The 20,620-nt window shown below is 67.4% G+C and carries 17 protein-coding genes and 1 tRNA gene; 13 read left to right on the top strand and 5 right to left on the bottom strand.

Translation table 11 applies throughout. From position 1 onward, the window contains the following. Positions 1-10: 10 nt before the first annotated feature. Positions 11-1,246 (top strand): CynX/NimT family MFS transporter, encoded by a 1,236-nt coding sequence (locus ACT3TD_RS03265; RefSeq protein ID WP_441579467.1) that lies wholly within the window; start codon positions 11-13, stop codon positions 1,244-1,246. 23 nt (positions 1,247-1,269) lie between these two features. Here ACT3TD_RS03265 and ACT3TD_RS03260 read toward each other — a convergent pair whose 3' ends face one another. Next, positions 1,270-2,901, bottom strand: a complete 1,632-nt coding sequence (locus tag ACT3TD_RS03260; RefSeq protein ID WP_301442510.1) for an AMP-binding protein — start codon at positions 2,899-2,901, stop codon at positions 1,270-1,272. A gap of 117 nt (positions 2,902-3,018) precedes the next feature. Between ACT3TD_RS03260 and ACT3TD_RS03255 the strand changes: the two genes are divergently transcribed. Continuing rightward, positions 3,019-3,591, top strand: coding sequence for a lipoprotein LpqH (locus ACT3TD_RS03255; protein WP_301442509.1), 573 nt, complete (start codon positions 3,019-3,021; stop codon positions 3,589-3,591). A gap of 24 nt (positions 3,592-3,615) precedes the next feature. On the opposite strand, the gene ACT3TD_RS03250 is transcribed toward ACT3TD_RS03255, so the two are convergent. Beyond that, positions 3,616-5,043 (bottom strand): alanine/glycine:cation symporter family protein, encoded by a 1,428-nt coding sequence (locus tag ACT3TD_RS03250; protein ID WP_441579469.1) that lies wholly within the window; start codon positions 5,041-5,043, stop codon positions 3,616-3,618. A 265-nt stretch (positions 5,044-5,308) separates the two neighbouring features. On the opposite strand from ACT3TD_RS03250, the gene ACT3TD_RS03245 reads away from it, so the two are divergent. Then, the gene (locus ACT3TD_RS03245) at positions 5,309-6,097 is read left to right on the top strand and encodes a DsbA family protein (protein WP_444637967.1); all 789 of its coding nucleotides are present in this window, start codon (positions 5,309-5,311) and stop codon (positions 6,095-6,097) included. A 241-nt stretch (positions 6,098-6,338) separates the two neighbouring features. Here the strand turns inward: ACT3TD_RS03245 and ACT3TD_RS03240 are convergent. Next, positions 6,339-6,414 (bottom strand) — tRNA-Ala (locus ACT3TD_RS03240). 199 nt (positions 6,415-6,613) lie between these two features. Between ACT3TD_RS03240 and ACT3TD_RS03235 the strand changes: the two genes are divergently transcribed. The 6 genes from ACT3TD_RS03235 to nrdE all read left to right on the top strand — a co-directional run bounded on the left by ACT3TD_RS03235 (position 6,614) and on the right by nrdE (position 12,378). Beyond that, on the top strand, positions 6,614-7,240 hold the full coding sequence (locus tag ACT3TD_RS03235; RefSeq protein WP_301442507.1) for a vitamin K epoxide reductase family protein: 627 nt from the start codon (positions 6,614-6,616) through the stop codon (positions 7,238-7,240). Positions 7,241-7,462: 222 nt separating this feature from the next. Then, on the top strand, positions 7,463-7,585 hold the full coding sequence (ykgO, locus tag ACT3TD_RS03230) for a type B 50S ribosomal protein L36 (RefSeq protein WP_012732041.1): 123 nt from the start codon (positions 7,463-7,465) through the stop codon (positions 7,583-7,585). Positions 7,586-7,982: 397 nt separating this feature from the next. Next, a complete protein-coding gene (gene nrdH, locus ACT3TD_RS03225) occupies positions 7,983-8,213 on the top strand; it encodes a glutaredoxin-like protein NrdH (protein WP_444637966.1) in 231 nt (76 codons plus the stop codon). A gap of 115 nt (positions 8,214-8,328) precedes the next feature. Beyond that, the gene (locus tag ACT3TD_RS03220) at positions 8,329-9,678 is read left to right on the top strand and encodes an MFS transporter (protein WP_301442505.1); all 1,350 of its coding nucleotides are present in this window, start codon (positions 8,329-8,331) and stop codon (positions 9,676-9,678) included. A gap of 32 nt (positions 9,679-9,710) precedes the next feature. Further along, a complete protein-coding gene (gene nrdI, locus ACT3TD_RS03215; protein WP_301442504.1) occupies positions 9,711-10,154 on the top strand; it encodes a class Ib ribonucleoside-diphosphate reductase assembly flavoprotein NrdI in 444 nt (147 codons plus the stop codon). Between the two features lie 64 nt (positions 10,155-10,218). Continuing rightward, on the top strand, positions 10,219-12,378 hold the full coding sequence (gene nrdE, locus ACT3TD_RS03210) for a class 1b ribonucleoside-diphosphate reductase subunit alpha (protein ID WP_301442503.1): 2,160 nt from the start codon (positions 10,219-10,221) through the stop codon (positions 12,376-12,378). A 259-nt stretch (positions 12,379-12,637) separates the two neighbouring features. Here the strand turns inward: nrdE and ACT3TD_RS03205 are convergent, their stop codons facing one another. Next, positions 12,638-13,135: a ferritin gene (locus ACT3TD_RS03205; protein WP_301442502.1), complete on the bottom strand. Its 498-nt coding sequence runs from the start codon at positions 13,133-13,135 to the stop codon at positions 12,638-12,640. Positions 13,136-13,547: 412 nt separating this feature from the next. Here ACT3TD_RS03205 and nrdF point away from each other — a divergent pair, with 412 nt between their 5' ends. From nrdF to ACT3TD_RS03185, 4 genes are all read left to right on the top strand, one after another. After that, positions 13,548-14,546 carry a class 1b ribonucleoside-diphosphate reductase subunit beta gene (nrdF, locus tag ACT3TD_RS03200; protein WP_301442501.1) on the top strand — a complete coding sequence of 333 codons (999 nt, stop codon included), beginning with the start codon at positions 13,548-13,550 and terminating at the stop codon, positions 14,544-14,546. A 535-nt stretch (positions 14,547-15,081) separates the two neighbouring features. Then, positions 15,082-16,782 carry an aa3-type cytochrome oxidase subunit I gene (gene ctaD / locus ACT3TD_RS03195; protein WP_444614803.1) on the top strand — a complete coding sequence of 567 codons (1,701 nt, stop codon included), beginning with the start codon at positions 15,082-15,084 and terminating at the stop codon, positions 16,780-16,782. A gap of 111 nt (positions 16,783-16,893) precedes the next feature. Then, positions 16,894-18,174, top strand: a complete 1,281-nt coding sequence (serB, locus tag ACT3TD_RS03190; protein WP_301442469.1) for a phosphoserine phosphatase SerB — start codon at positions 16,894-16,896, stop codon at positions 18,172-18,174. Beyond that, positions 18,175-19,014, top strand: coding sequence for an aminoacyl-tRNA hydrolase (locus ACT3TD_RS03185; protein WP_441579738.1), 840 nt, complete (start codon positions 18,175-18,177; stop codon positions 19,012-19,014). Here the strand turns inward: ACT3TD_RS03185 and ACT3TD_RS03180 are convergent. Further along, entirely contained in the window at positions 19,003-20,586 is a 1,584-nt protein-coding gene (locus ACT3TD_RS03180) for an AMP-binding protein (protein WP_441579739.1), read from the bottom strand. The genes ACT3TD_RS03185 and ACT3TD_RS03180 overlap by 12 nt on opposite strands. Positions 20,587-20,620: the final 34 nt, after the last annotated feature.

Here is a 20,620-nt window from a genome sequence, read left to right as displayed (position 1 = left end):
TCACGACACGGTGAGTAGGGGCAACACCCTGCCCATGGGGCTGATCGTGGCGGGCATCCTGCTCGTCGCGTCAAACCTGCGCGCCGCGATCACGACCGTCGGCCCGGTGCTCTCCTCGGTGGAGGGGGACCTGGGCCTGTCTGCGTCGGCGGCGTCGGTGCTGGTGAGTCTCCCGTTGCTGTGCTTCGCGGTGGTCTCGCCCCTGATCCCGCGGCTGGCGACGCGGTGGGGTCTGGAGCGGGTGATCGTCTCCGGACTCGTCCTGCTCGCAGTCGGCCTGCTGGTGCGCTCGACCCCGCCGCAGATGCTGCTGTGGGCGGGCACGGTGATGATCGGGGTGTCGATCGCAGCCCTCAACGTGGTGCTGCCCGCCCTGGTCAAACGCGACGTCCCGGGGCGTATCGGACAGGTCACCGGGGCGTACTCGGCGATGCAGTCGGGTTTCGCTGCGGTGGCGGCCGGGGTCGCGGTGCCCGTCGCCGGACTGACCTCCCTGGGCTGGCGTCTGCCGCTGGGGATGTGGGCGGGTCTGGCGCTGGTGACGATCGGCGTGCTGCTGCCACGCCTGCGTGTCGGGGGCCACGCCCCACGGCAGGACGCGGCGGCCGCCGCGTCCCGCCACGTCGAGCTGTCCGGCGATGCCGTGGCGCCGGTGGCGCCCGTGGCGCGGGCGGCACGGTCGGTGTGGCGCCAACGTCTGGCCTGGCAGGTCACTGTGTTCATGGGCCTGCAGTCGACCAGCTACTACGTGCTCGTCACCTGGCTGCCGGCCATCGAGGTCGACGCCGGGGTGGGGGACACCGCGGCCGGCGTCCACCAGTTCCTGCTGCACGTCTTCGGCATCGTCGGCAGTCTCGGCTGCTCGGCGTTGATCGCGAGGACGGCCGACCAGCGCGTGCTCGGGGTCGTGGTTCCGCTGACCATGCTCGCCGCGGTGACGGGCATGCTGCTGGCGCCGTCGGTGATGGTGCTGTGGGTGTGTCTCGCCGGTGTGGGCTGTGGGTCGAGCATCGTGCTCGCGCTGTCGTTCTTCGGGCTGCGCACCCGGGACCACGGGCAGGCCGCCTCGCTGTCGGGGATGGCGCAGTCGGTGGGGTACCTGCTGGCAGCGGCCGGCCCGGTCGCGGTCGGCGCCCTGCACGACGTGAGCGGCTCCTGGACGCCGGCGCTGGTGGTGCTCATCGTCGCCGACGTCCTGCTCGTCGCGGTGGGGTGGCGGGTCGGACGCGACCGCACGCTCGACTGAACCGGCCAGCTCAGTCGGCCTGCTCAGTCGGCCTGCTCGCGCAGCATGTTCTTCCGCACCTTGCCCGTCGACGTCCGTGGCAGCTCGTCGATGACGCGGTAGTCGCGCGGGACCTTGTAGCCGGCGATGAGGCCGCGGCAGTGGTCGATGACGGACGACTCCAGCGCCGCGTCCTGCTCCACGCCGGGGACGAGGACGACGTAGGCGCGCAGCGCCTCACCCCACCGGTCGTCCGGCACACCGATCACCGAGACGTCCGCCACCGACGGGTGGCTGATCACCGCCTGCTCCACCTCGATGGTGGAGATGTTCTCGCCGCCGGAGATGACCACGTCCTTCGCCCGGTCGAGGACCTGGATGTACCCGTCGGGGTGCTTGACCGCCAGGTCACCGGAGTGGAACCAGCCGCCGCGGAACGCCTCCTCGGTGGCGTCGGGGTTGTGGAAGTACTCGCGCATCACGATGTTGCCGCGCATCACGACCTCGCCCATCGTCTCCCCGTCGGACGGCACGTCCACCAGCGTCACGTCCGGCGGTGCGTCCTTCCCGATCTGCTCGACGACGCGGACCTCCTCACTGGTGACCATCGCCAGGCCCTGCCGTGACTTCAGGCGGGCACGCTCGGCCGTCGACAGCGTGGCCCAGTCCGGCTGCGGGGCGCAGGTGACCGTGGGGCCGTAGGTCTCGGTGAGACCGTAGACGTGGATCACGTCGATGCCGAGGTCCTCGCACGCGCCGATCACCGTGGGGCTCGGCGGCGCGCCCGCGGTCGCCACCGACAGGTCGGTGACCTGGTGCGCCTCCTCGGCGGAGACGATGGTGGCCAGCACCGCCGGTGCCCCGCACAGCCCGGTCACGCCTTCCTCGTCGATCAGTCGCCACACCTCGGGGCCGCGCACCGCACGCAACGCCACCTGGGTGGCGCAGGCCGCCATCGCCGCCCAGCCGGTGCACCATCCGGAGCAGTGGAACATCGGCAGGGTCCACAGGTAGACCGAGTCGCGGGTGTAGTTGTGCGTCATCACCATGCCCAGCGCGGCGAGGTAGGCGCCGCGGTGCGTGTAGACCACGCCCTTGGGGCGTCCGGTGGTGCCGGAGGTGTAGTTGATGGCGATGGCGGCGTCCTCGTCCCCGACGGTGAAGGGGAGCTCGGCGCCCTCAGCGCCCTCGGCGAGGTACTCGTCGAAGGTGGTGACGACCCCGGAGTCGGGGAACTTCGGGGTGGGCTGGGTGCCGTCGGCGTCCTGGATGAGCACGAAGGTGTCCACGAGCCCGGCGCTGCCGAGGGTGCGCCGGCAGGCGAGGATCAGCTCCTGCTCGCCGAACAGGGTGCCGATGCCGGCGTGGTCGCAGATGTAGCGCACCTCCGCCGGCGCCAGGCGCGTGTTGATCGGCACGAGGACGCCGCCGGCGAGGGGGACGGCGAACTGCGCGAGCAGCGCCTCGTAGCTGTTGGACGCCAACATGCCGACGCGTCCCCCGGGCCGCAGGCCGCGGCGCTGCAGCGCGCGGGCGAGACGCAGCGCGTCCTCCCGCATCCCGGCGAAGGTGACGCGACGCGGACCGTCGACGCAGGCCGTGCGGTCCGGGTGGATCGTGGCGCTGCGGTCGAGGAAGCGCAGCGGGGTCAGCGGGACGTTGAGGCCTGCGGTCATGGACGGTTCTCCTTTTGGACGGTGAATCAACACCTGCGAGGGTAACAGTGTCCGGCCGTGGCCGCGGCGTTACGGTTACGATCGGGGAGGAAACATTTACCGAGGAAAGGAACGGCCGTGAACATCAGCGACACCCGCCGCCGCGTGGTGGCCCTCGCCCTGGGAACCTGCATGGTCGGCGCGCTCGCCGCCTGCGGCGACGACAACGACAGCGACAGTGGTGGGGACGCCACGGGCGGCGACGCGACCGTCACGGTGACCGAGACGTCCGACGCGGGGGCGGGCGCCGACGCGAGCGGGACGAGTGAGCCGGGGAGCGGCTCGGGGAGTGGCTCTGCAGGCGGTGGCAGCGTGGCCAGCCTCGTCTTCGACGGGACGGACATGGCGTCCGACTTCAGCGACGTGCAGTGCCGGCAGGACGGCGCGGACGAGTTCGAGATCGACCTGCGCAACGCCGACGCGACGAGCCACGTGGAGGTCGACCTCGACACGAGGGACACTCCGCGCGTCGACGGTCTCGGCGTGGAGATGGAGGGCAAGGAGTGGGAGTCCACGGACGCCCGGGAGGCGGAGGCCACCGTCGAGGTCGACGGTGACACCTACCGGGTCCGCGGCGAGCTCGAGGTCGACGACGACCACCCGGACGCCGGCGACGTCGCCGAGCTGGAACTCGAGGTCAGCTGCGCCTGAGCCGGGGCCTTTTCTGGGGCCTGATCAGCGCCAGGGGGACTTCTGCTCGACCAGGAAGTTCTCCACCTCGGCGGTCGACGCCTTGAGCTTCGGGTCGAAGTCCAGGTAGGCCTTGGTCTCCCGGGCGACGAGTCCGGACAGGATCAGCAGGCCGACGAGGTTCGGCAGGGCCATCAGCCCGTTGGCCAGGTCGGAGAACGTCCAGGCCATGTTGAGCTCCATCGTGGCGCCGACGACGACCACGCAGGTGAAGACGATGCGGTAGGGGACCGTGGCGTAGTCACCGAAGATGCGCTGCGCGCTGCGCTCGCCGTAGTACGACCAGCCCAGGATCGTGGAGAAGGCGAAGAACACGATCGAGATCGTCACGATGTAACCGCCCCAGTGGCCCGGCAGGGCCTCGGCGAAGGCGTCACTCGTCATCGTCCCGGCCCGGTCCTCGCCTTGGTCCCACACGCCGCTGGAGATGATCACCAGACCTGTGAAGGACACGACCACGATGGTGTCGATGAAGGTCTGCGTCATGGAGACAAGGCCCTGACGGACCGGGTGGGTGGTCTTCGCCGCGGCGGCGGCGATCGCGGCCGAGCCCATGCCGGACTCGTTGGAGAAGATGCCGCGGGCGGCACCCATCTGCAGTGCCAGCAGGATGCCGGAGCCCACGAATCCACCGACGGCCGCGGTGCCGGAGAAGGCGTCCGAGAAGATCAGGCCGATGGCCTCGGGGATGGCCGCGGCGTTGATGGTGAGTACCGCCAGGCCACCGATGATGTAGACGGCGATCATCAGCGGGACGAAGCCGGCGGTGACCTGGCCGATGGCCTTGATGCCGCCGAGCAGGACCGCGCCGATGAGGATGAACAGGACGATGGCGGTGATCGTCGGGTCGACGCCGAAGGAGTTCTCCAGGTTCTCCGACACCGCGTTGGCCTGGGTCATGTTGCCGATGCCGAAGGAGGCGACGACCGCGGCGATGGCGAAGAACCAGGCCAGGAACTTGCCGACCGGGCCCTTGATGCCGCGCTCCAGGTAACGCTGGGGGCCGCCGGACATGTTGCCCTTGCCGTCGGTCACGCGGAAACGCACCCCGAGGAACGCCTCGGAGTACTTCGACGCCATGCCGAGCAGGCCGGTGATCCACATCCAGAACAGCGCGCCGGGGCCACCGATCGAGATGGCGGTGGCCACACCGACGATGTTGCCGACGCCGACCGTGGCGGCCAGCGCCGTGGTCAGCGCCTGGTACTGGGTGATGTCTCCCTTGGCGCCCTCGTCCTCACGGTCGATGAGCCCGAGGCGCAGTGCGGGGAACAGTTTGCGGAACTGGACCCCGCGCAACCTGATCGTCAGGATGAAGCCGGTGGCGAACAGGAGAGGGATCAGGAGCCACGGGCCCCAGACGAAGGACGCGGCGGTGTCGAGGCCGTCCTCGAAGCCCGAGGCCAGCTGCATGTCGGTTGTTTGCATGAGAGAAAGATAACCCGCCCGTGTTTCCGCCAGGTAATGAACAGGGAAGTTTTTCTGCGTGGGGGTGGAGGGGGGTCTGCTGTGCGTGCACTGTCAGTGCGGGAGCCCTGGTTGCCAGTTTGCTGGGAATGCCGACACCCCCGGCGGTCCCGTCTGGATTAGCGGCGCGGACGACAGATAGGGTGGACGCGGTCACGTCCTGCGAAAACGTCGGGGCGAGGAGAGAGAACACCGTGAAAGGTTGAGGTTTGTGAGTCAGAAGATCAAGGCGCCCAACGACAAGAACCGGAGCTTCCTCTGGGCGATCGTGGCGCTCGTGGTGATCTGCGTGCTGTTCATCGGTTTCATGGTCTTCAACGGCCGGAAGAGCGCCGACGTGGACCTCAGCGCGGCAGACGTGTCCTTCTCCGTGTCGGTGGAGGACGGTGTGGTCCAGCTCCGCTCTGGCGACGACAACGACGCTTCCACGGCGGAGGTGTTCGAGGACTACAGCTGCCACTACTGTGCCGAGCTGGTCGACGTCGACGGCGACTCGATGAAGGCCGCACTGGAGGACGGGGACCTCAACGTCGATCTCCACACCGTGAACTTCGTCAGCGGCAGCGACCCGGCGTCCACCCGGACCGGAGCCGTCGCCATGGCAATCGCGGACACCGGCAACGCCGGCGCATTCTGGGCCTTCCACGAGAAGGCTTTCGAGGACCAGACCACCGTCGCACGTGACTGGGGCTTCGATGAGCTGGCGGACGCCGCCGAGCAGCTCGGTGTCGAGGACTCCGTCGTCGAGTCGATCCGTGACGAGTCCGTCGTGGACACGTACAAGCCCCTGCTGGACGCGAACTCGGAGGAGCTCAACGAGCGGATGGACGGCCAGGCTGCCACGCCTGCCCTCTACGTCGACGGCGAGTCCTACGCGATCGAGCGGGACCCGGAGGATCCGGAGAAGATGAAGAACTGGGTCCCGGACGTCATCGCCGGCAACTCCGGTTCCGAGGAGTCGGACGCGGCGACGGAGTCGGAGTCCGCTGACTCCGAGTAGGTCCGCGTAGGTCCGCGTAGGTCGGGGCAGTTCGGAACAGTTCGTCCCCGAGGACGGCCTAAACACTGCAATTCGGTCCGGTCACTGCCAGTGACCGGACCGAATTGCATTGATTGCGCCGGGCGCCGGAGGCAGGGGACGGCGGGGAACATCCGCTGGATCGGGTGCCCGGCACCACAGCGGAAGACCGCGCACGAAAAAGTCCGCCCCCTGTTCTCCGGGGAGAACAGGGGGCGGACCGTGGTGGAGCTAAGGGGACTCGAACCCCTGACCCCCACACTGCCAGTGTGGTGCGCTACCAGCTGCGCCATAGCCCCGTACGCTGAGCGGAAGAAGAAGTGTTCCTCGCTGCGGACGAGACATAATGTACCCCAGGGCTCTCCGAGCACGCAAACCAGCAGGTGAGTGTGGCGAAAGACGCATTTCAGACGTTGGGGCGGGATGGGCCGGTGTGCGAGAATTGCAGTACATCGACGGCGGGCAGCGGGTCCGCTCCGGCACACGACGGGAGATCCAGTGACTACAGCGGTTGAGGAACGGGCGGGCGAGCGGCCGGACGGTCGCCAGGCGGGCCTCTGGGGAGGGTCTGCACCGTACGCGTTCGGGCTCGTCGTCTTCGGCGTCATCGGCCTGTTCATGTCGGGCCTGATCCTCTTCGACAAGATCAAGCTCATGCAGGACGCGAGCTTCACCCCGGCGTGCACCCTGAACGACGTCGTCTCGTGCACGGACGTGATGAACTCGAACCAGGCCTCCGCCTTCGGCTTCCCGAACCCCTTCATCGGTCTCGTCGGATTCGCCGTCGTGCTGTGCATCGGTGTGGCGCTCTTCGCCGGCGCCCGCTTCCGCGCCTGGTTCTGGTACGGCTTCCTCCTCGGACTGGCGCTCGCCGTGGTCTTCGTGCACTGGCTCGCCTACGAGGCGGTCTACGAGATCGAGGCCCTGTGCCCCTACTGCATGGTCGTGTGGGCGGTCGTCCTGCCGCTGTTCGTGTCCACGGTGGTGCGGATCGCGCACTCGCGGACCGAGGCCGCCGGGGGGACGGCGCCGCGTGGTGCGTCGGCTCTGTTCATGCCGCTGGCGGTCGTCGTCGTGTGGTACCTCGGATTCACCGCACTGATCCTCCAGCAGTTCGTGTTCTGAGCCCGGTAGGCACCGCCAACGGTGGCGGTTTGGTCAGGGCACCGTGTCCGGCTAAACTGTCGTGCTGTGTCGCGACCCGGGATTTCGCCGGGCTCGTACGTCGCTCTTCCGGACGCTTTCTGGCGTTCCGGGGAGTCTGATCAATTCCGATCAATCACGATCAACACCGCGCCGAGGTTCTGTGTGAGCAGCCCGGGGCGCACGACGAGAAAGGAGCGCCCGATGAAGGTCCGTAAGTCCCTTCGGTCGCTGAAGAACAAGCCGGGCGCCCAGGTTGTCCGCCGCCACGGCAAGGTCTTCGTGATCAACAAGAAGGACCCGCGTTTCAAGGCTCGCCAGGGCTGATCCAGCGGTCTTCCGTTTTTCGGACGAACCCCTCCAGTGCCGCCCCCTCGCCGGGGCGTGCACCGGAGGGGTTCTTTCGCGTCCGGGGTCGCACGGGGGAGTTCCGGAGGCAGTTACCTTCCGTGGAATTACATCAATGATTTTTCGGCCCAACATCTAGTGTCGACCCTCTCGCGCCACCTGCGAATACGCATCTTGTAACTACTATATCTTGTGTTCGAATGATGTGATTACCCCAATATCTCGTGGAAAAACGGGTTGTGTCCCGCTCCGATCCCGGTGTAGTGTCGTCGTCATCAGCCCGGCAGGGGCACCGCTCCGGGCACCCGGGGAACACGCACCGCCGGGCACGTCCCACCCCACGCATTTCGCCGTCATTCTTCACAGGAGCGCCTCGATGATCACCGTCTACACCAAGCCCGCCTGCGTCCAGTGCACCGCCACCAAGAGGGCCCTCGACAAGGCCGGACTTGACTACGAGATGGTCGACATCAGCCTCGACGACGAGGCCCGCGACTACTTGATGGCCCTCGGTCACCTCCAGGCCCCGGTCGTCGTCACGGAGGACGCCCACTGGTCCGGCTTCCGTCCGGACCGCATCAAGTCCCTGGACGTCGCAGCGGCCTGAGACCGTCCCCCGCGAGGGGGACGCGAACACCACCGGGAGGGCGCTGCAGCACGCAGCGTCCTCCCTCCTTTTTGTCACGTTTGACCCCTCGAACCCCTTGAAGTGGTGTTTTTCCATGGCTTCGCGCTCTGAACGCCGTCCGGGCAGGACGGCCCTGCGGTCGGTTCTGGCCGACACCACTCCGCTGCAGTCGCCGCACTTCCGGCGGTTGTGGACGGCCAACATCGTCACCGTCATCGGCTCCCAGCTGACCGTGGTCGTGGTTCCCGCGCAGATCTACTCGATCACGGGGAGCTCGGGTTTCGTGGGCCTGGCCGGTGCCTTCGGTCTGGTCCCGCTGATCGTCTTCGGCCTGTACGGCGGCGCGCTGGCGGACATGATGGACCGTCGGCGCCTGCTGATCATCACCACCGTCGGCCTGATCGCCACCGCGGTGGCCTTCTGGGCGCAGGCCGCCGCCGGGCTGGACAACGTGTGGCTGCTGCTGTCGATCTTCGCGCTGCAGCAGGCGTTCTTCGCCGTCAACCAGCCGACCCGCACCGCGATCACCGCCCGCATCGTCCCGGAGGGTGCGGTGGCCCCGGCCGTGTCGCTGAACATGACGGTGCAGCAGGCCGGCGCCATCCTCGGCCCCATCCTCGGTGGGCTGCTGATCCCGGTGACCGGCTACTCGCTGCTCTACCTGGTGGACGCCTTCTGCCTGGCGGCCACACTGTGGGCCGTGCTCAAGCTTCCGGCGCTGCCGCCGGACCTGAGCGGCGCAGGAGGCGCAGGCAGCGCAGGGAAGGACGCCTCGCGGCGCAGGACGCCGGGCTTCCGCAGCATCGCCGAGGGTTTCATCTACCTCGCGGCGATGCCGATCCTGCTGATGAGTTTCGTCATCGACCTGATCGCCATGATCTTCGGCATGCCGCGCGCCCTGATCCCGCAGATCTCCACCGTGGACTTCGGTGAAGCCGGGGACGGCGGCCTGTTCTACGCGCTGCTCTGGGCGGCGGTGCCCGCCGGCGCCGTGCTCGGCGGGATCTTCTCCGGCGCGGTGACCAGGCTGCGCCACCAGGGAGTGGGCATCGTGGTCTCGGTGCTGTGCTGGGGCGTGGCGATCATCGTGATGGGTGTGGCCGTCAACCTCGCCGACGGACGCATCGGCCTGTGGGCGTGCGTGGCGGTGTTCGCCTTCGTCATCGGCGGCCTGGCCGACATGTTCTCCTCGGTGCAGCGCTCGGCGATGCTCCAGGAGGCCGCGGACGACCGGATGCGCGGACGCCTGCAGGGCGTCTTCCTCATCGTGGTCGCCGGCGGCCCGCGCCTGGCGGACATGCTGCACGGCTGGGCCGGATCCGTCCTCGGCGCGGGCACCGCCACACTCGTCGGCGGCGTCCTGGTCGTCATCGGCACCGTCGTGGCGGTGGCGATCGTCCCGTCCTTCCTGAAGTACGTCCCTGCCCGGTTCGCCGAGCGGTAGAGTCCGTAAAGAGAATACGAGGTACAGCGAGCATGCTCATCGTCTATTTTTCATCGACCACCCGCAACACCGACCGATTCGTCCACAAGCTCGAGCTGCCCGCCGCGCGCATCCCGCTGCGCCGGTCGGACGAGCCGCTCGTCGTGGACGAGCCCTTCGTGCTCGTCTGCCCGACGTACGGCGGGGGAGCGTCGATCACCGGGGACGACTCGCGTCCGGTGCCCAAACAGGTCATCCGGTTCCTCAACGACCCCGGCAACCGCGCGCTGCTGCGCGGCGTGATCGCCTCGGGGAACCTGAACTTCGGCAAGGACTTCTGCCGGTCCGGGGACGTGATCGCCGCGAAGTGCGGCGTGCCCTACCTGTACCGTTTCGAACTCATGGGAACCCCCGACGACGTGACACGCGTGCGCGAGGGGCTGGCGGAGTTCGAGGACTCGCTGCGCCATGACGGGCGCTGGGAGGCCGTCGCATGACATAGGCCGCCGACTCCAGTAGACATAGACACAGACACCATCTTTTTTCACAACGGGGAGAGCCATGACCACCGATCTCGGGAAAACCGTCGCTGAACCGGTCCAGCAGGCCGACCAGCTCGACTACCACCAGCTCAACGCACTGCTCAACCTGTACGACGGTAACGGCCAGATCCAGTTCGACAAGGACCGCGAGGCCGCCAACCAGTACTTCCTGCAGCACGTCAACCAGAACACCGTCTACTTCCACGACCTGGAGGAGAAGATCGGGTACCTGGTCGAGAACAAGTACTACGACCCGGAGGTGCTCGACCAGTACGAGTTCGCCGACGTCAAGGCGCTGTTCAAGCGCGCCTACTCCCACAAGTTCCGGTTCAAGACCTTCCTCGGGGCGTTCAAGTACTACACGTCCTACACGCTGAAGACCTTCGACGGACGCCGCTACCTGGAGCGCTACGAGGACCGGGTGTGCATGGTCGCCCTCGGGCTCGCTGACGGCGACATCGAGCTGGCCGGCAACCTCGTCGACGAGATCATCGCCGGTACGTTCCAGCCGGCCACCCCGACGTTCCTGAACATCGGCAAGGCCCAGCGCGGCGAGCCGGTGTCCTGCTTCCTGCTGCGCATCGAGGACAACATGGAGTCCATCGGGCGCTCCATCAACTCCGCCCTGCAGCTGTCCAAGCGCGGCGGCGGTGTGGCGCTGCTGCTGAGCAACCTGCGTGAGACCGGTGCGCCGATCAAGCACATCGAGAACCAGAGCTCCGGCGTGATCCCGGTGATGAAGCTGCTGGAGGACTCCTTCTCCTACGCCAACCAGCTCGGTGCCCGCCAGGGTGCCGGCGCGGTGTACCTCAACGCCCACCACCCGGACATCATGAAGTTCCTGGACACCAAGCGGGAGAACGCGGACGAGAAGATCCGCATCAAGACCCTCTCGCTGGGCGTGGTCATCCCGGACATCACCTTCGAGCTGGCCAAGCGCAACGACGACATGTACCTGTTCTCCCCGTACGACGTGGAGCGCATCTACGGCCGTCCCTTCGCCGACATCTCCGTGACCGAGCACTACGAGGAGATGGTCGAGGACCCGCGGATCCGCAAGCGCAAGATCAACGCGCGCCAGTTCTTCCAGACGCTGGCGGAGATCCAGTTCGAGTCCGGCTACCCGTACATCATGTTCGAGGACACGGTGAACAAGGCGAACCCCATCGAGGGGCGCATCACCCACTCCAACCTGTGCTCGGAGATCCTGCAGGTCTCGACCCCCAGCGAGTTCAACGAGGACCTGACCTACTCCGAGGTCGGCGAGGACATCTCCTGCAACCTCGGTTCACTCAACATCGCCGCAGCGGTGGACTCGGACAACTTCTCGCGCACCATCGAGACCGCGATCCGCGGGCTCACCGCCGTGTCCGACCAGACGTCCATCGACTCGGTGCCGTCGATCCGTGAGGGCAACGACGGCTCCCACGCCATCGGGCTGGGCCAGATGAACCTGCACGGTTTCCTGGGCCGCGAGCACATCCACTACGGCTCGGACGAGGGCCTGGACTTCACCAACGTGTACTTCGCCGCGGTGATGTACGAGTGCCTCAAGGCGTCCAACACGATCGCGCGGGAGCGCGGGACGAAGTTCCGCAACTTCGCCAACTCCGACTACGCCTCCGGGGAGTTCTTCGACTCCTACGACCCGGCCGCCTTCCAGCCGCGTACGGAGAAGGTCGCCGCGATCATCGAGAAGTCGTCGATCCACGTGCCCTCCACTGAGGAGTGGGCGGAGCTGAAGGCGGCGGTGATGGCCGACGGCCTGTACAACCGCAACCTGCAGGCCGTGCCGCCGACAGGCTCGATCTCCTACATCAACAACTCGACCTCGTCGATCCACCCGATCGCCTCGAAGATCGAGATCCGTAAGGAGGGCAAGATCGGGCGCGTCTACTACCCGGCGCCGCACATGGACAACGACAACCTGGACTACTTCGAGGACGCCTACGAGATCGGCTACGAGAAGATCATCGACACCTACGCGGTGGCGACGCGCTACGTGGACCAGGGGCTGTCGTTGACGCTGTTCTTCAAGGACTCGGTCACCACCCGTGACATCAACAAGGCGCAGATCTACGCGTGGCGCAAGGGCATCAAGACCCTGTACTACATCCGCCTGCGTCAGACGGCCATGGCCGGCACCGAGGTCGAGGGCTGCGTGAGCTGCATGCTCTAAGGCTGCCTGGTTCGGCGCTCGGAGTGCCGGGTCGGGAACGAGTTGACCCCGCGCCACGTGCCGGATCCGCCCGCTCCGCGGCACGCGGAGACCGGATCCGGCACGCGACGCGGGGTTTGCCCCACCGGAGCCGCGCCGCCCCTCCTGCAGACGCAAAACGACCACCCTTGGTCGGTTCTGTTCGTTCAGAACCGACCCAGGGTGGTCGTGTCAGCTGTGCTGGTGCACGCCGGCGCAGGCCAGTGCGGCGGGGGAGTGCCTACTCGCCGTCGCGGGCACCGAGCTTGGCGTCGATGCGCAGCAGGCCGGAGCCGTCGTTGCCGACGGTCTTGATCCAGTCGATGATGTCGTTGACGGAGGACTCCTCCTCGATCTGCTCGGCCAGGAAGAAGTTGATCAGCTGGCGGGAGTCGATGTCGCCGGTCTCGTCCGCGGTGCGGGCGAGGTCGCGGATCAGCTCGGAGACCTTCTGCTCGTGGGCGAGGGAGGCCTCGAAGGCGTCCAGCGGGGTGGCGATCTTCAGGGAGGGCAGCTCGATGTCGGTGAGGTCGACGCGGGCGTCGCGGTCGAGCAGGTGCTCAGCGAACTTCGCGGCGTGCTCGCGCTCCTCGTCGGCCTGGGCGCGGAACCAGTCGCGCATGCCGAGGAAGGAGAGGCGGTCCATCTCGTAGGACAGCTGGGTGTAGATGAGGGCGGCCTGGTGCTCGGCGACGACCTGCTTGTTGACGGCTTCCTGGAACTTCTCGTTGATGCTCATGGCGGTAACGGTACTGATCGGTAAAACCTTTCTCTAGACAGTTCAGGCTAACCAACGGCCTATCGGTGCAGGTGAAAAGGCATGTCTGCCCTAATTATGCCTTGCCTGCACTGCTTAGGGGTAAAGGGCGTTTCTGCAGGTCCACGCCTTTTCGTGCGAACCTCGGCGAATCGGAGCCTCGTATCACGAGGTTTCTAGGGTTAGCGTGGCCTCGGTCAAATTACCCTATAGTGGGGGTGAATTCGCCCCGATGTGTCGGGCGCCGGCCGTGGGACGCCGCCGACGGCGGCGTCCGGCGGACGGGTTAGCAGGGGCGGTCGCGGACGGCTAGGATGGCGGTGACTTGCGCCCGCCGTTCGCGTCGTCCGGCGTGGCGCTTCACGCATCATCACTTGCCCTTCAGGAGAGGTACATGACCACGTCCCGGCAGCCGCACTCGCCCGTCCACCACAGTGAGGGGGGTCCGGTCACCGCCATCAACTGGAACACCATCCCGGACGACAAGGACCTCGAGGTGTGGGACCGGTTGACGGGCAACTTCTGGCTGCCGGAGAAGGTGCCGCTGTCCAACGACATCCAGAGCTGGGGCACGCTCACCGAGACCGAGAAGCAGGCCACCATGCGTGTCTTCACCGGTCTGACGATGCTGGACACGATCCAGGGCACCGTGGGCGCGACCAGCCTGATCCCGGACGCCATCACCCCGCACGAGGAGGCGGTGTACACCAACATCGCCTTCATGGAATCGGTGCACGCCAAGTCCTACTCGTCGATCTTCACGACCTTGTCCTCCACCCCGGAGATCAACGACGCCTTCCGCTGGTCCGAGGAGAACAAGAACCTCCAGGACAAGGCCGACATCATCCTGAACTTCTACCGGGGCGACGACCCGCTGAAGAAGAAGATCGCCTCCACGCTGCTGGAGTCCTTCCTCTTCTACTCGGGCTTCTACCTGCCGATGTACTGGTCCTCGCACGCGAAGCTGACGAACACCGCGGACCTGATCCGCCTGATCATCCGCGACGAGGCGGTGCACGGCTACTACATCGGCTACAAGTACCAGCGCGGGCTGGAGAAGGTGTCCGAGCAGCGTCGCCAGGAGCTCAAGGAGCACACCTTCGACCTGGTCTTCGAGCTCTACGACAACGAGTCGCAGTACACCGAGGACATCTACGACGACCTCGGCTGGACCGAGGACGTGAAGCGTTTCCTGCGCTACAACGCCAACAAGGCGCTGAACAACCTCGGTTACGAGGGGCTGTTCCCGGCCGACGAGACGAACGTCTCCCCGTCGATCCTGTCCTCGCTGAACCCCGGCGGCGACGAGAACCACGACTTCTTCTCCGGTTCGGGTTCCAGCTACGTGATCGGCACCGCCGAGAACACCAACGACGACGACTGGGATTTCTGAGCTCGGAGCTCTGGGCCAACTGCGCCAGGTTCGCCCGCCCCGCCTGTCGTCCCCGCGAGGGGACACGGCGGGGCATTTGCGTCTCAGGAACGCCATAGCGTCCTGAAAGGATCGTCTTGCAGGACGCTGCGCCGGCTCTCCGGCGGTGCGGCGCCGTGCGGCGCAGTGCGGCGCAGTGCGGCGTCCTGACCTCCGAGCAGGACGCACCGCGTCGGCCACGGGCCTGTCAGCGACCATTTCCGACCATTTCCGGCTGTTTCGAGCACGGGGCGTGGTGATGCGGGGGTGGGTTCCCGACGGGTGCGCGGCGCCTCGGACGGTGGGGGAGTGCAGGGGTTCGTGCACCCCCGATCGTGTCATTTGGGGCAGGTGGGGGGCTCCGGCTATTAAAGCCGGGGCCGAGGGATTAGTATTGTCCCCAGTCTGTGCGGGTGGCCCCGTGACGGGTGACGTTCAACGACACCGGGTCCTCGCTGTGCAGCTCATTCACTGGGTGTCGTCCCGACGAACGGCACCGCGTAGTCAGGAGGATTGAATGACCGCAGTAGCGCCCAGGGAAGACCAACCGGTCTCCCCAGCTCGGCCTGCTCCTCAGGGTGGGAAGTCGAAGAAGGGTGGTCATGCATGGACCATGCTGACCACGACTGACCACAAACAGCTCGGCATCATGTACATGATCATGGCCTTCACGTTCTTCGCGATCGGTGGCCTCATGGCCCTGCTGATCCGCGTGGAACTGTTCCACCCGGGCCTGCAGTTCCTGTCGAACGAGCAGTTCAACCAGCTGTTCACGATGCACGGAACGATCATGCTGCTGCTGTTCGGCACCCCGATCGTCTGGGGTTTCGCCAACTACATCATGCCGCTGCAGATTGGTGCGCCCGACGTCGCCTTCCCGCGACTCAACGCACTCGGCTTCTGGCTGACGACCTGGGGCGGCATCATCATGCTGACCGGGTTCCTGACCCCCGGCGGTGCCGCCGACTTCGGCTGGACGATGTACATGCCGCTGGCGGACGCCATCCACTCCCCGGGTGTGGGCTCGCACCTGTGGGTCGTCGGTGTCGGCGTCGGTGGTGTCGGCAGTATCGCCGCCGCCATCAACATGATCACCACCATCCTGTGCCTGCGTGCACCGGGCATGACGATGTTCCGCATGCCGATCTTCACCTGGAACATCCTGGTGACCTCGCTGCTGGCACTGCTGATCTTCCCACTGCTGACCGCCGCGGCCCTCGGCGTGCTCTACGACCGCATCCTCGGTGGCCACATCTACGACCCGGCCAACGGTGGCGCCATCCTGTGGCAGCACCTCTTCTGGTTCTTCGGCCACCCCGAGGTCTACGTCCTGGCCCTGCCGTTCTTCGGCATCATTTCCGAGATCTTCCCGGTCTTCTCCCGTAAGCCGATGTTCGGCTACGTGGGCCTGATCTTCGCCACCCTGTCGATCGCCGCACTGTCGCTGGCCGTGTGGGCCCACCACATGTTCGTCACCGGCGCCGTGCTGCTGCCGTTCTTCAGCTTCATGACGTTCCTGATCGCCGTGCCGACCGGCATGAAGTTCTTCAACTGGCTGGGCACGATGTGGAAGGGCCGGATCTCCTTCGAGACCCCGATGATCTTCGCCATCGGCTTCTTCGCCACCTTCCTGTTCGGTGGTCTGACCGGTGTCATGCTGGCCTCCCCGGCACTGGACTTCGCCCTGACGGACTCCTACTTCGTGGTCGCGCACTTCCACTACGTGCTCTACGGAACCGTCGCCTTCGGCTCCTTCGCCGGCGTCTACTTCTGGTTCCCGAAGATCACCGGCCGCATGCTCGACGAGCGTCTGGGCAAGATCCACTTCTGGTTGACCTTCATCGGCTTCCACATGACCTTCCTGGTGCAGCACTGGCTGGGCAACATGGGCATGCCGCGTCGTTACGCCGACTACCTCGACCAGGACGGCTTCACGCTGCTCAACCAGGTGTCCACCATCGGTGCACTGATCCTGGGCCTGTCCGTCCTGCCGTTCGTGTGGAACGTGTTCAAGTCCTGGCGCTACGGTGAGATCGTCACCGTCGACGACCCGTGGGGCTACGGCAACTCCCTGGAGTGGGCGACCTCCTGCCCGCCGCCGCGCCACAACTTCACCTCGATGCCGAAGATCCGTTCGGAGCGTCCGGCCTTCGAGCTGCACTACCCGCACATGGTGAAGACGGCCCGCGAGGAAGCGCACGTGGGACGCCACTTCTAGGGCCCACCGCAGGCGCGGCACCACCACGCCGCCACCACAGTCACCACAGAGACAGCCGCACCCCGACTACGCGGGGTGCGGCTGTTCGTGTGTCAGGGAAACCATGACAGAATGAGTCCCGTGGACCAGCAGACTTCCTCCCGTCACCTGACCGTCAGCCTCGCACCCGGGCTCTCACCCGGCGTCGTCACCGTCACCGGACCGGACGCCCCCGGCGTCTCCGCCGACTTCTTCCGCATCCTCGCCGACCACGACGTGCAACTGCTCGACGTCGAACAGGCGAACTTCCGCGGCACACTCAACCTCGCCGCCTACATCGGCGTCGTCGCCGGCAGCACCGAGGCCATGCGCCAGGAACTCACCGACGAACTCTCCAGCCGGGCGATGACCGTCACCCTCGACGTCGACGACGAGCTCGAGGGCAGCCGTGCACGCTCCACCCACGCCGTCATCGTGCTGGGTAACCCCGTCACCGCCGAGCACATCTCCGCCATCGGCCAGACCCTCGTCGACCACGGGGCCAACATCGACCGCATCCGCGGCATCGCCGACTACCCCGTCACCGGGCTGGAACTCAAGGTCACCGCCGCCGACCCCGCCCCGGGCGGCAGTGCGGAACTGCGCCAGGCCCTCGCCGCCGTCTCGCACGCCACCGGCGTGGACATCGCCATCCAGCGCGCCGGCCTGACCCGACGCGCCCCCCGGCTGATCTGCTTCGACGTGGACTCCACGCTGATCCAGCAGGAGGTCATCGAGATGCTCGCCGCCCACGCCGGACGCGAGGAGGAGGTCGCCGCCGTCACCGAGCGTGCCATGCGCGGGGAGCTGGACTTCTCCGAGTCGCTGCACGAGCGGGTCAAGGCGCTGGCCGGGCTGGACGCCTCGGTCATCGACGAGGTGTCGAAGATGGTGCAGCTCACCCCGGGCGCACGCACCACCGTGCGCACCCTCAAGCGTCTCGGTTTCCGTACCGGGGCGGTCTCCGGCGGTTTCGTCCAGGTCCTCGAGCCGCTGGCCCGCGAACTCGGCCTGGACTTCTACCGCGCCAACACCCTGGAGATCATCGACGGCAAGCTCACCGGCCGGGTCATCGGCCAGGTCATCGACCGTGAGGTCAAGGCCGAAAGCCTCAAGGAGTTCGCCTGGTCCAACGGCATCGCCCTGCACCAGACCGTGGCCGTGGGCGACGGCGCGAACGACATCGCCATGCTCTCGGTCGCCGGGCTGGGCATCGCCTTCAACGCCAAGCCCGCCCTGCGCGAGGTCGCCGACGCCACGGTGAACCACCCCTTCCTCGACGAGGTGCTGTTCATGCTCGGCATCGACCGCGAGGAGATCGACGCCGCCGACCTCGAGGACGGCAGCTACCACCGCGTCCCGCTGGAGGGCTGAGTGTCCTTCGCGCTCGCACACGACCGTCTGCGCACGGTGCTGGGGGAGGACGGCGACAGACCCGACGGCGAGGACCCGTCCGACCCGTCGACGGTGCAGGCGATGCCGCTGGTGCTGCACCTCCCGCACGAGCCGCGCCCGGAGCGTCGTGACCTTCTGGAGGCCGCGGCGATCGCCTGCGTCTCCGTCTGCCTGGACGAGCGTGCCGGGCAGGACACGGCCTTCGCTGAGGCGTTGATGAACTGGTACGGCGCGCGGATCCGCAAGATCGCCCGCCGGGCGCGCAACAAGAAGTGGTCGGACGTCCAGTCGCTGCCGGGTGTGACCGCCAGCGTGGGGGACCCGCAGCGTCCTGCATCGGTACGCGCCTTCCCCGCCTGCCCGGTCACCGAGACACCGGCGTTGATCAACCGGCTGCAGATCGAGGGCACTGACCTGCCCCTGCCCGAGGACGCCGAAGGCGTGCTCGACGCCGACGACCACCCGGTGGTCTACGTGGACGCCTCGTTGACGATGACGGTCGGCAAGGCCGCCGCCCAGGTCGCCCACGGCTCGATGCTGCTGGCCGCGGCCATGGGCCGCGGGCGGGCGTGGCGCTGGGCGCAGGACGGGTTCCCGCTGCACGTCTGCGAGGTCGACGCCGGACGCTTCGAGGTGGTGCGCGCCGAGGCGGAGCGCAGGGAACGGGGCGCCGGCACGCAGGACACCGGTGCGTCCGACGGGAGCGGGGCGGACGGGAGCGCGGCCGTCGTGCGCGACGCCGGCTACACCGAGGTCGCGCCCGGGTCGGTCACCGTGGTGGCACTCGACCGGGGTGCCCCGGCACCGTCAGGCCAGTGAACGGCGCAGGATCTTGCCGGTCGCGGACTTCGGGACCTCGGCGATGAACTGCAGCGCGCGCAGCTTCTTGTAGGGCTCCACACGCTCGGCGACGAAGCTGACGAGGGTGTCTGCGAGCTCGTCACCGGCGGCGGCCGGGTCCTGTGCGACGACGAAGGCCTTGGGGATCTCCTCGCCGTCGGCGTCGGTCACACCGACCACCGCGGCGTCGGCCACGGCCTCGTGGGTGAGCAGCAGGGCCTCGAGCTCGGCCGGCGGGACCTGGTAGCCCTTGTACTTGATCAGCTCCTTGACCCGGTCGACGATGAACACCTCCCCGGAGGCACCCTGATGGGCGAGGTCGCCGGTACGCAGCCACCCGTCGCCGGGCAGGGCGTCGGCCGTGGCCTCGGGGTTCCCGAGGTAGCCGTCCATGATCTGCGGGCCACGGACCCACAGTTCACCGGCCGCGCTGAGTTCACCGCTTGTCCCGTCTGTCCCTGACGGCACCGCGATCTCCTCGCCGGTGTCCGGGTCGACGAGCTTGTGCTCGGTGTTGGCCACCGGGCGCCCCACGGAACCGGGGGACAGCCCGTCGCCGAGGTTCACGTGGGTGACCGGGCTGGACTCGGTGAGCCCGTAACCCTGGTACACCTCGATGCCCAGCCTGTCGTGCACCGCGGTGGCGAGCTCCCCGTCGAGGCTCGCGGCACCGGAGAGCACCCCGCGCAGGGCGGAGAGGTCGTAGTTGTCGACCTCGGGGTGCTTGGCCAGAGCGAGGGCCACCGGCGGGGCGATGAAGGTGAAGGTCACCCCGTGCTTCTGGTGGTTGCGCAGGAAGGTGTTGAGCTCGAAGCGCGGCACGGTGAGCAGGCGGGCGCGCAGGCGCAGCGTGAGGTTGGCCAGGGTGGTCAGCCCGTAGATGTGGAAGAAGGGCAGCACACCGAAGACGACGTCCTCGCGGGTGACCGGGCCCGAGACCTCGACCTGGGCCATGTTGGCCACCAGGTTGCGGTGCGTGAGCCGCACGCCCTTGGGCAGCCCGGTCGTCCCGGAGGAGTACGGCAGAGCGGCGAGCTGGGTCGACGGGTCGAAGGACACCGACGGGGGAGTGCTGCGCTCGGCGAGCATCTGGTTGAGGCCCCGTGAGGTGTCGAGGTGGATGAGCCGCTCACCGGGCAGCCCGGCGAGCTCGGCGGCCTCCTCACCGCCGTCGCCCAGCCCGGCGAGGGTGAGCAGCATGACGGCGTGGGAGTCGCGCAGCTGCTCGGCGACCTTCGGCGGGGAGGCCAGCAGCGGCACGGGGGTCAGCACCGCGCCGAGACGCCACACGGCGTGGGCGGCGACGATGAACTCCACGGAGTTCGGGCAGTGCAGGGCGACGACGTCGTTCTTGGCGACACCGTGGCGTGAGAGCCACCCGGCGACCGAGTCGACGTGGCTGCGCAGCGTGGCGTAGGACGTCTCGGTGCCTCCGGCGAGGTCGACGACGGCGATGCGGTCCTCGTCCTCGGGGGACAGGTCGCCGTAGAGGTACTCGTGGATTCCGACGTCGGGGATGGTGACGTCGGGACGGTCGCTCGTGACGGGCATGCGTGTCCTCCTGCGCGGGATGGTCGGGGTAGTC

Source organism: Corynebacterium sp. AOP36-E1-14, assembly GCF_052377495.1.
Lineage (GTDB): Bacteria > Actinomycetota > Actinomycetes > Mycobacteriales > Mycobacteriaceae > Corynebacterium.
The sequence above is the reverse complement of the archived record's forward strand: the minus strand, read 5'-3'. Positions and strand labels throughout refer to the sequence as shown.

Excerpts from the sequence above, each read along its gene's own strand:
- ACT3TD_RS03260 (WP_301442510.1), bottom strand. The coding sequence starts at position 2,901 with ATGACCGCAGGCCTCAACGTCCCGCTGACCCCGCTGCGCTTCCTCGAC.
- ACT3TD_RS03250 (WP_441579469.1), bottom strand. The coding sequence starts at position 5,043 with ATGCAGCTGGCCTCGGGCTTCGAGGACGGCCTCGACACCGCCGCGTCC.
- ykgO (WP_012732041.1), top strand. The coding sequence starts at position 7,463 with ATGAAGGTCCGTAAGTCCCTTCGGTCGCTGAAGAACAAGCCGGGCGCC.
- nrdH (WP_444637966.1), top strand. The coding sequence starts at position 7,983 with ATGATCACCGTCTACACCAAGCCCGCCTGCGTCCAGTGCACCGCCACC.
- ACT3TD_RS03220 (WP_301442505.1), top strand. The coding sequence starts at position 8,329 with ATGGCTTCGCGCTCTGAACGCCGTCCGGGCAGGACGGCCCTGCGGTCG.
- nrdI (WP_301442504.1), top strand. The coding sequence starts at position 9,711 with ATGCTCATCGTCTATTTTTCATCGACCACCCGCAACACCGACCGATTC.
- nrdE (WP_301442503.1), top strand. The coding sequence starts at position 10,219 with ATGACCACCGATCTCGGGAAAACCGTCGCTGAACCGGTCCAGCAGGCC.
- ACT3TD_RS03205 (WP_301442502.1), bottom strand. The coding sequence starts at position 13,135 with ATGAGCATCAACGAGAAGTTCCAGGAAGCCGTCAACAAGCAGGTCGTC.
- nrdF (WP_301442501.1), top strand. The coding sequence starts at position 13,548 with ATGACCACGTCCCGGCAGCCGCACTCGCCCGTCCACCACAGTGAGGGG.
- ctaD (WP_444614803.1), top strand. The coding sequence starts at position 15,082 with ATGACCGCAGTAGCGCCCAGGGAAGACCAACCGGTCTCCCCAGCTCGG.
- serB (WP_301442469.1), top strand. The coding sequence starts at position 16,894 with ATGAGTCCCGTGGACCAGCAGACTTCCTCCCGTCACCTGACCGTCAGC.
- ACT3TD_RS03180 (WP_441579739.1), bottom strand. The coding sequence starts at position 20,586 with ATGCCCGTCACGAGCGACCGTCCCGACGTCACCATCCCCGACGTCGGA.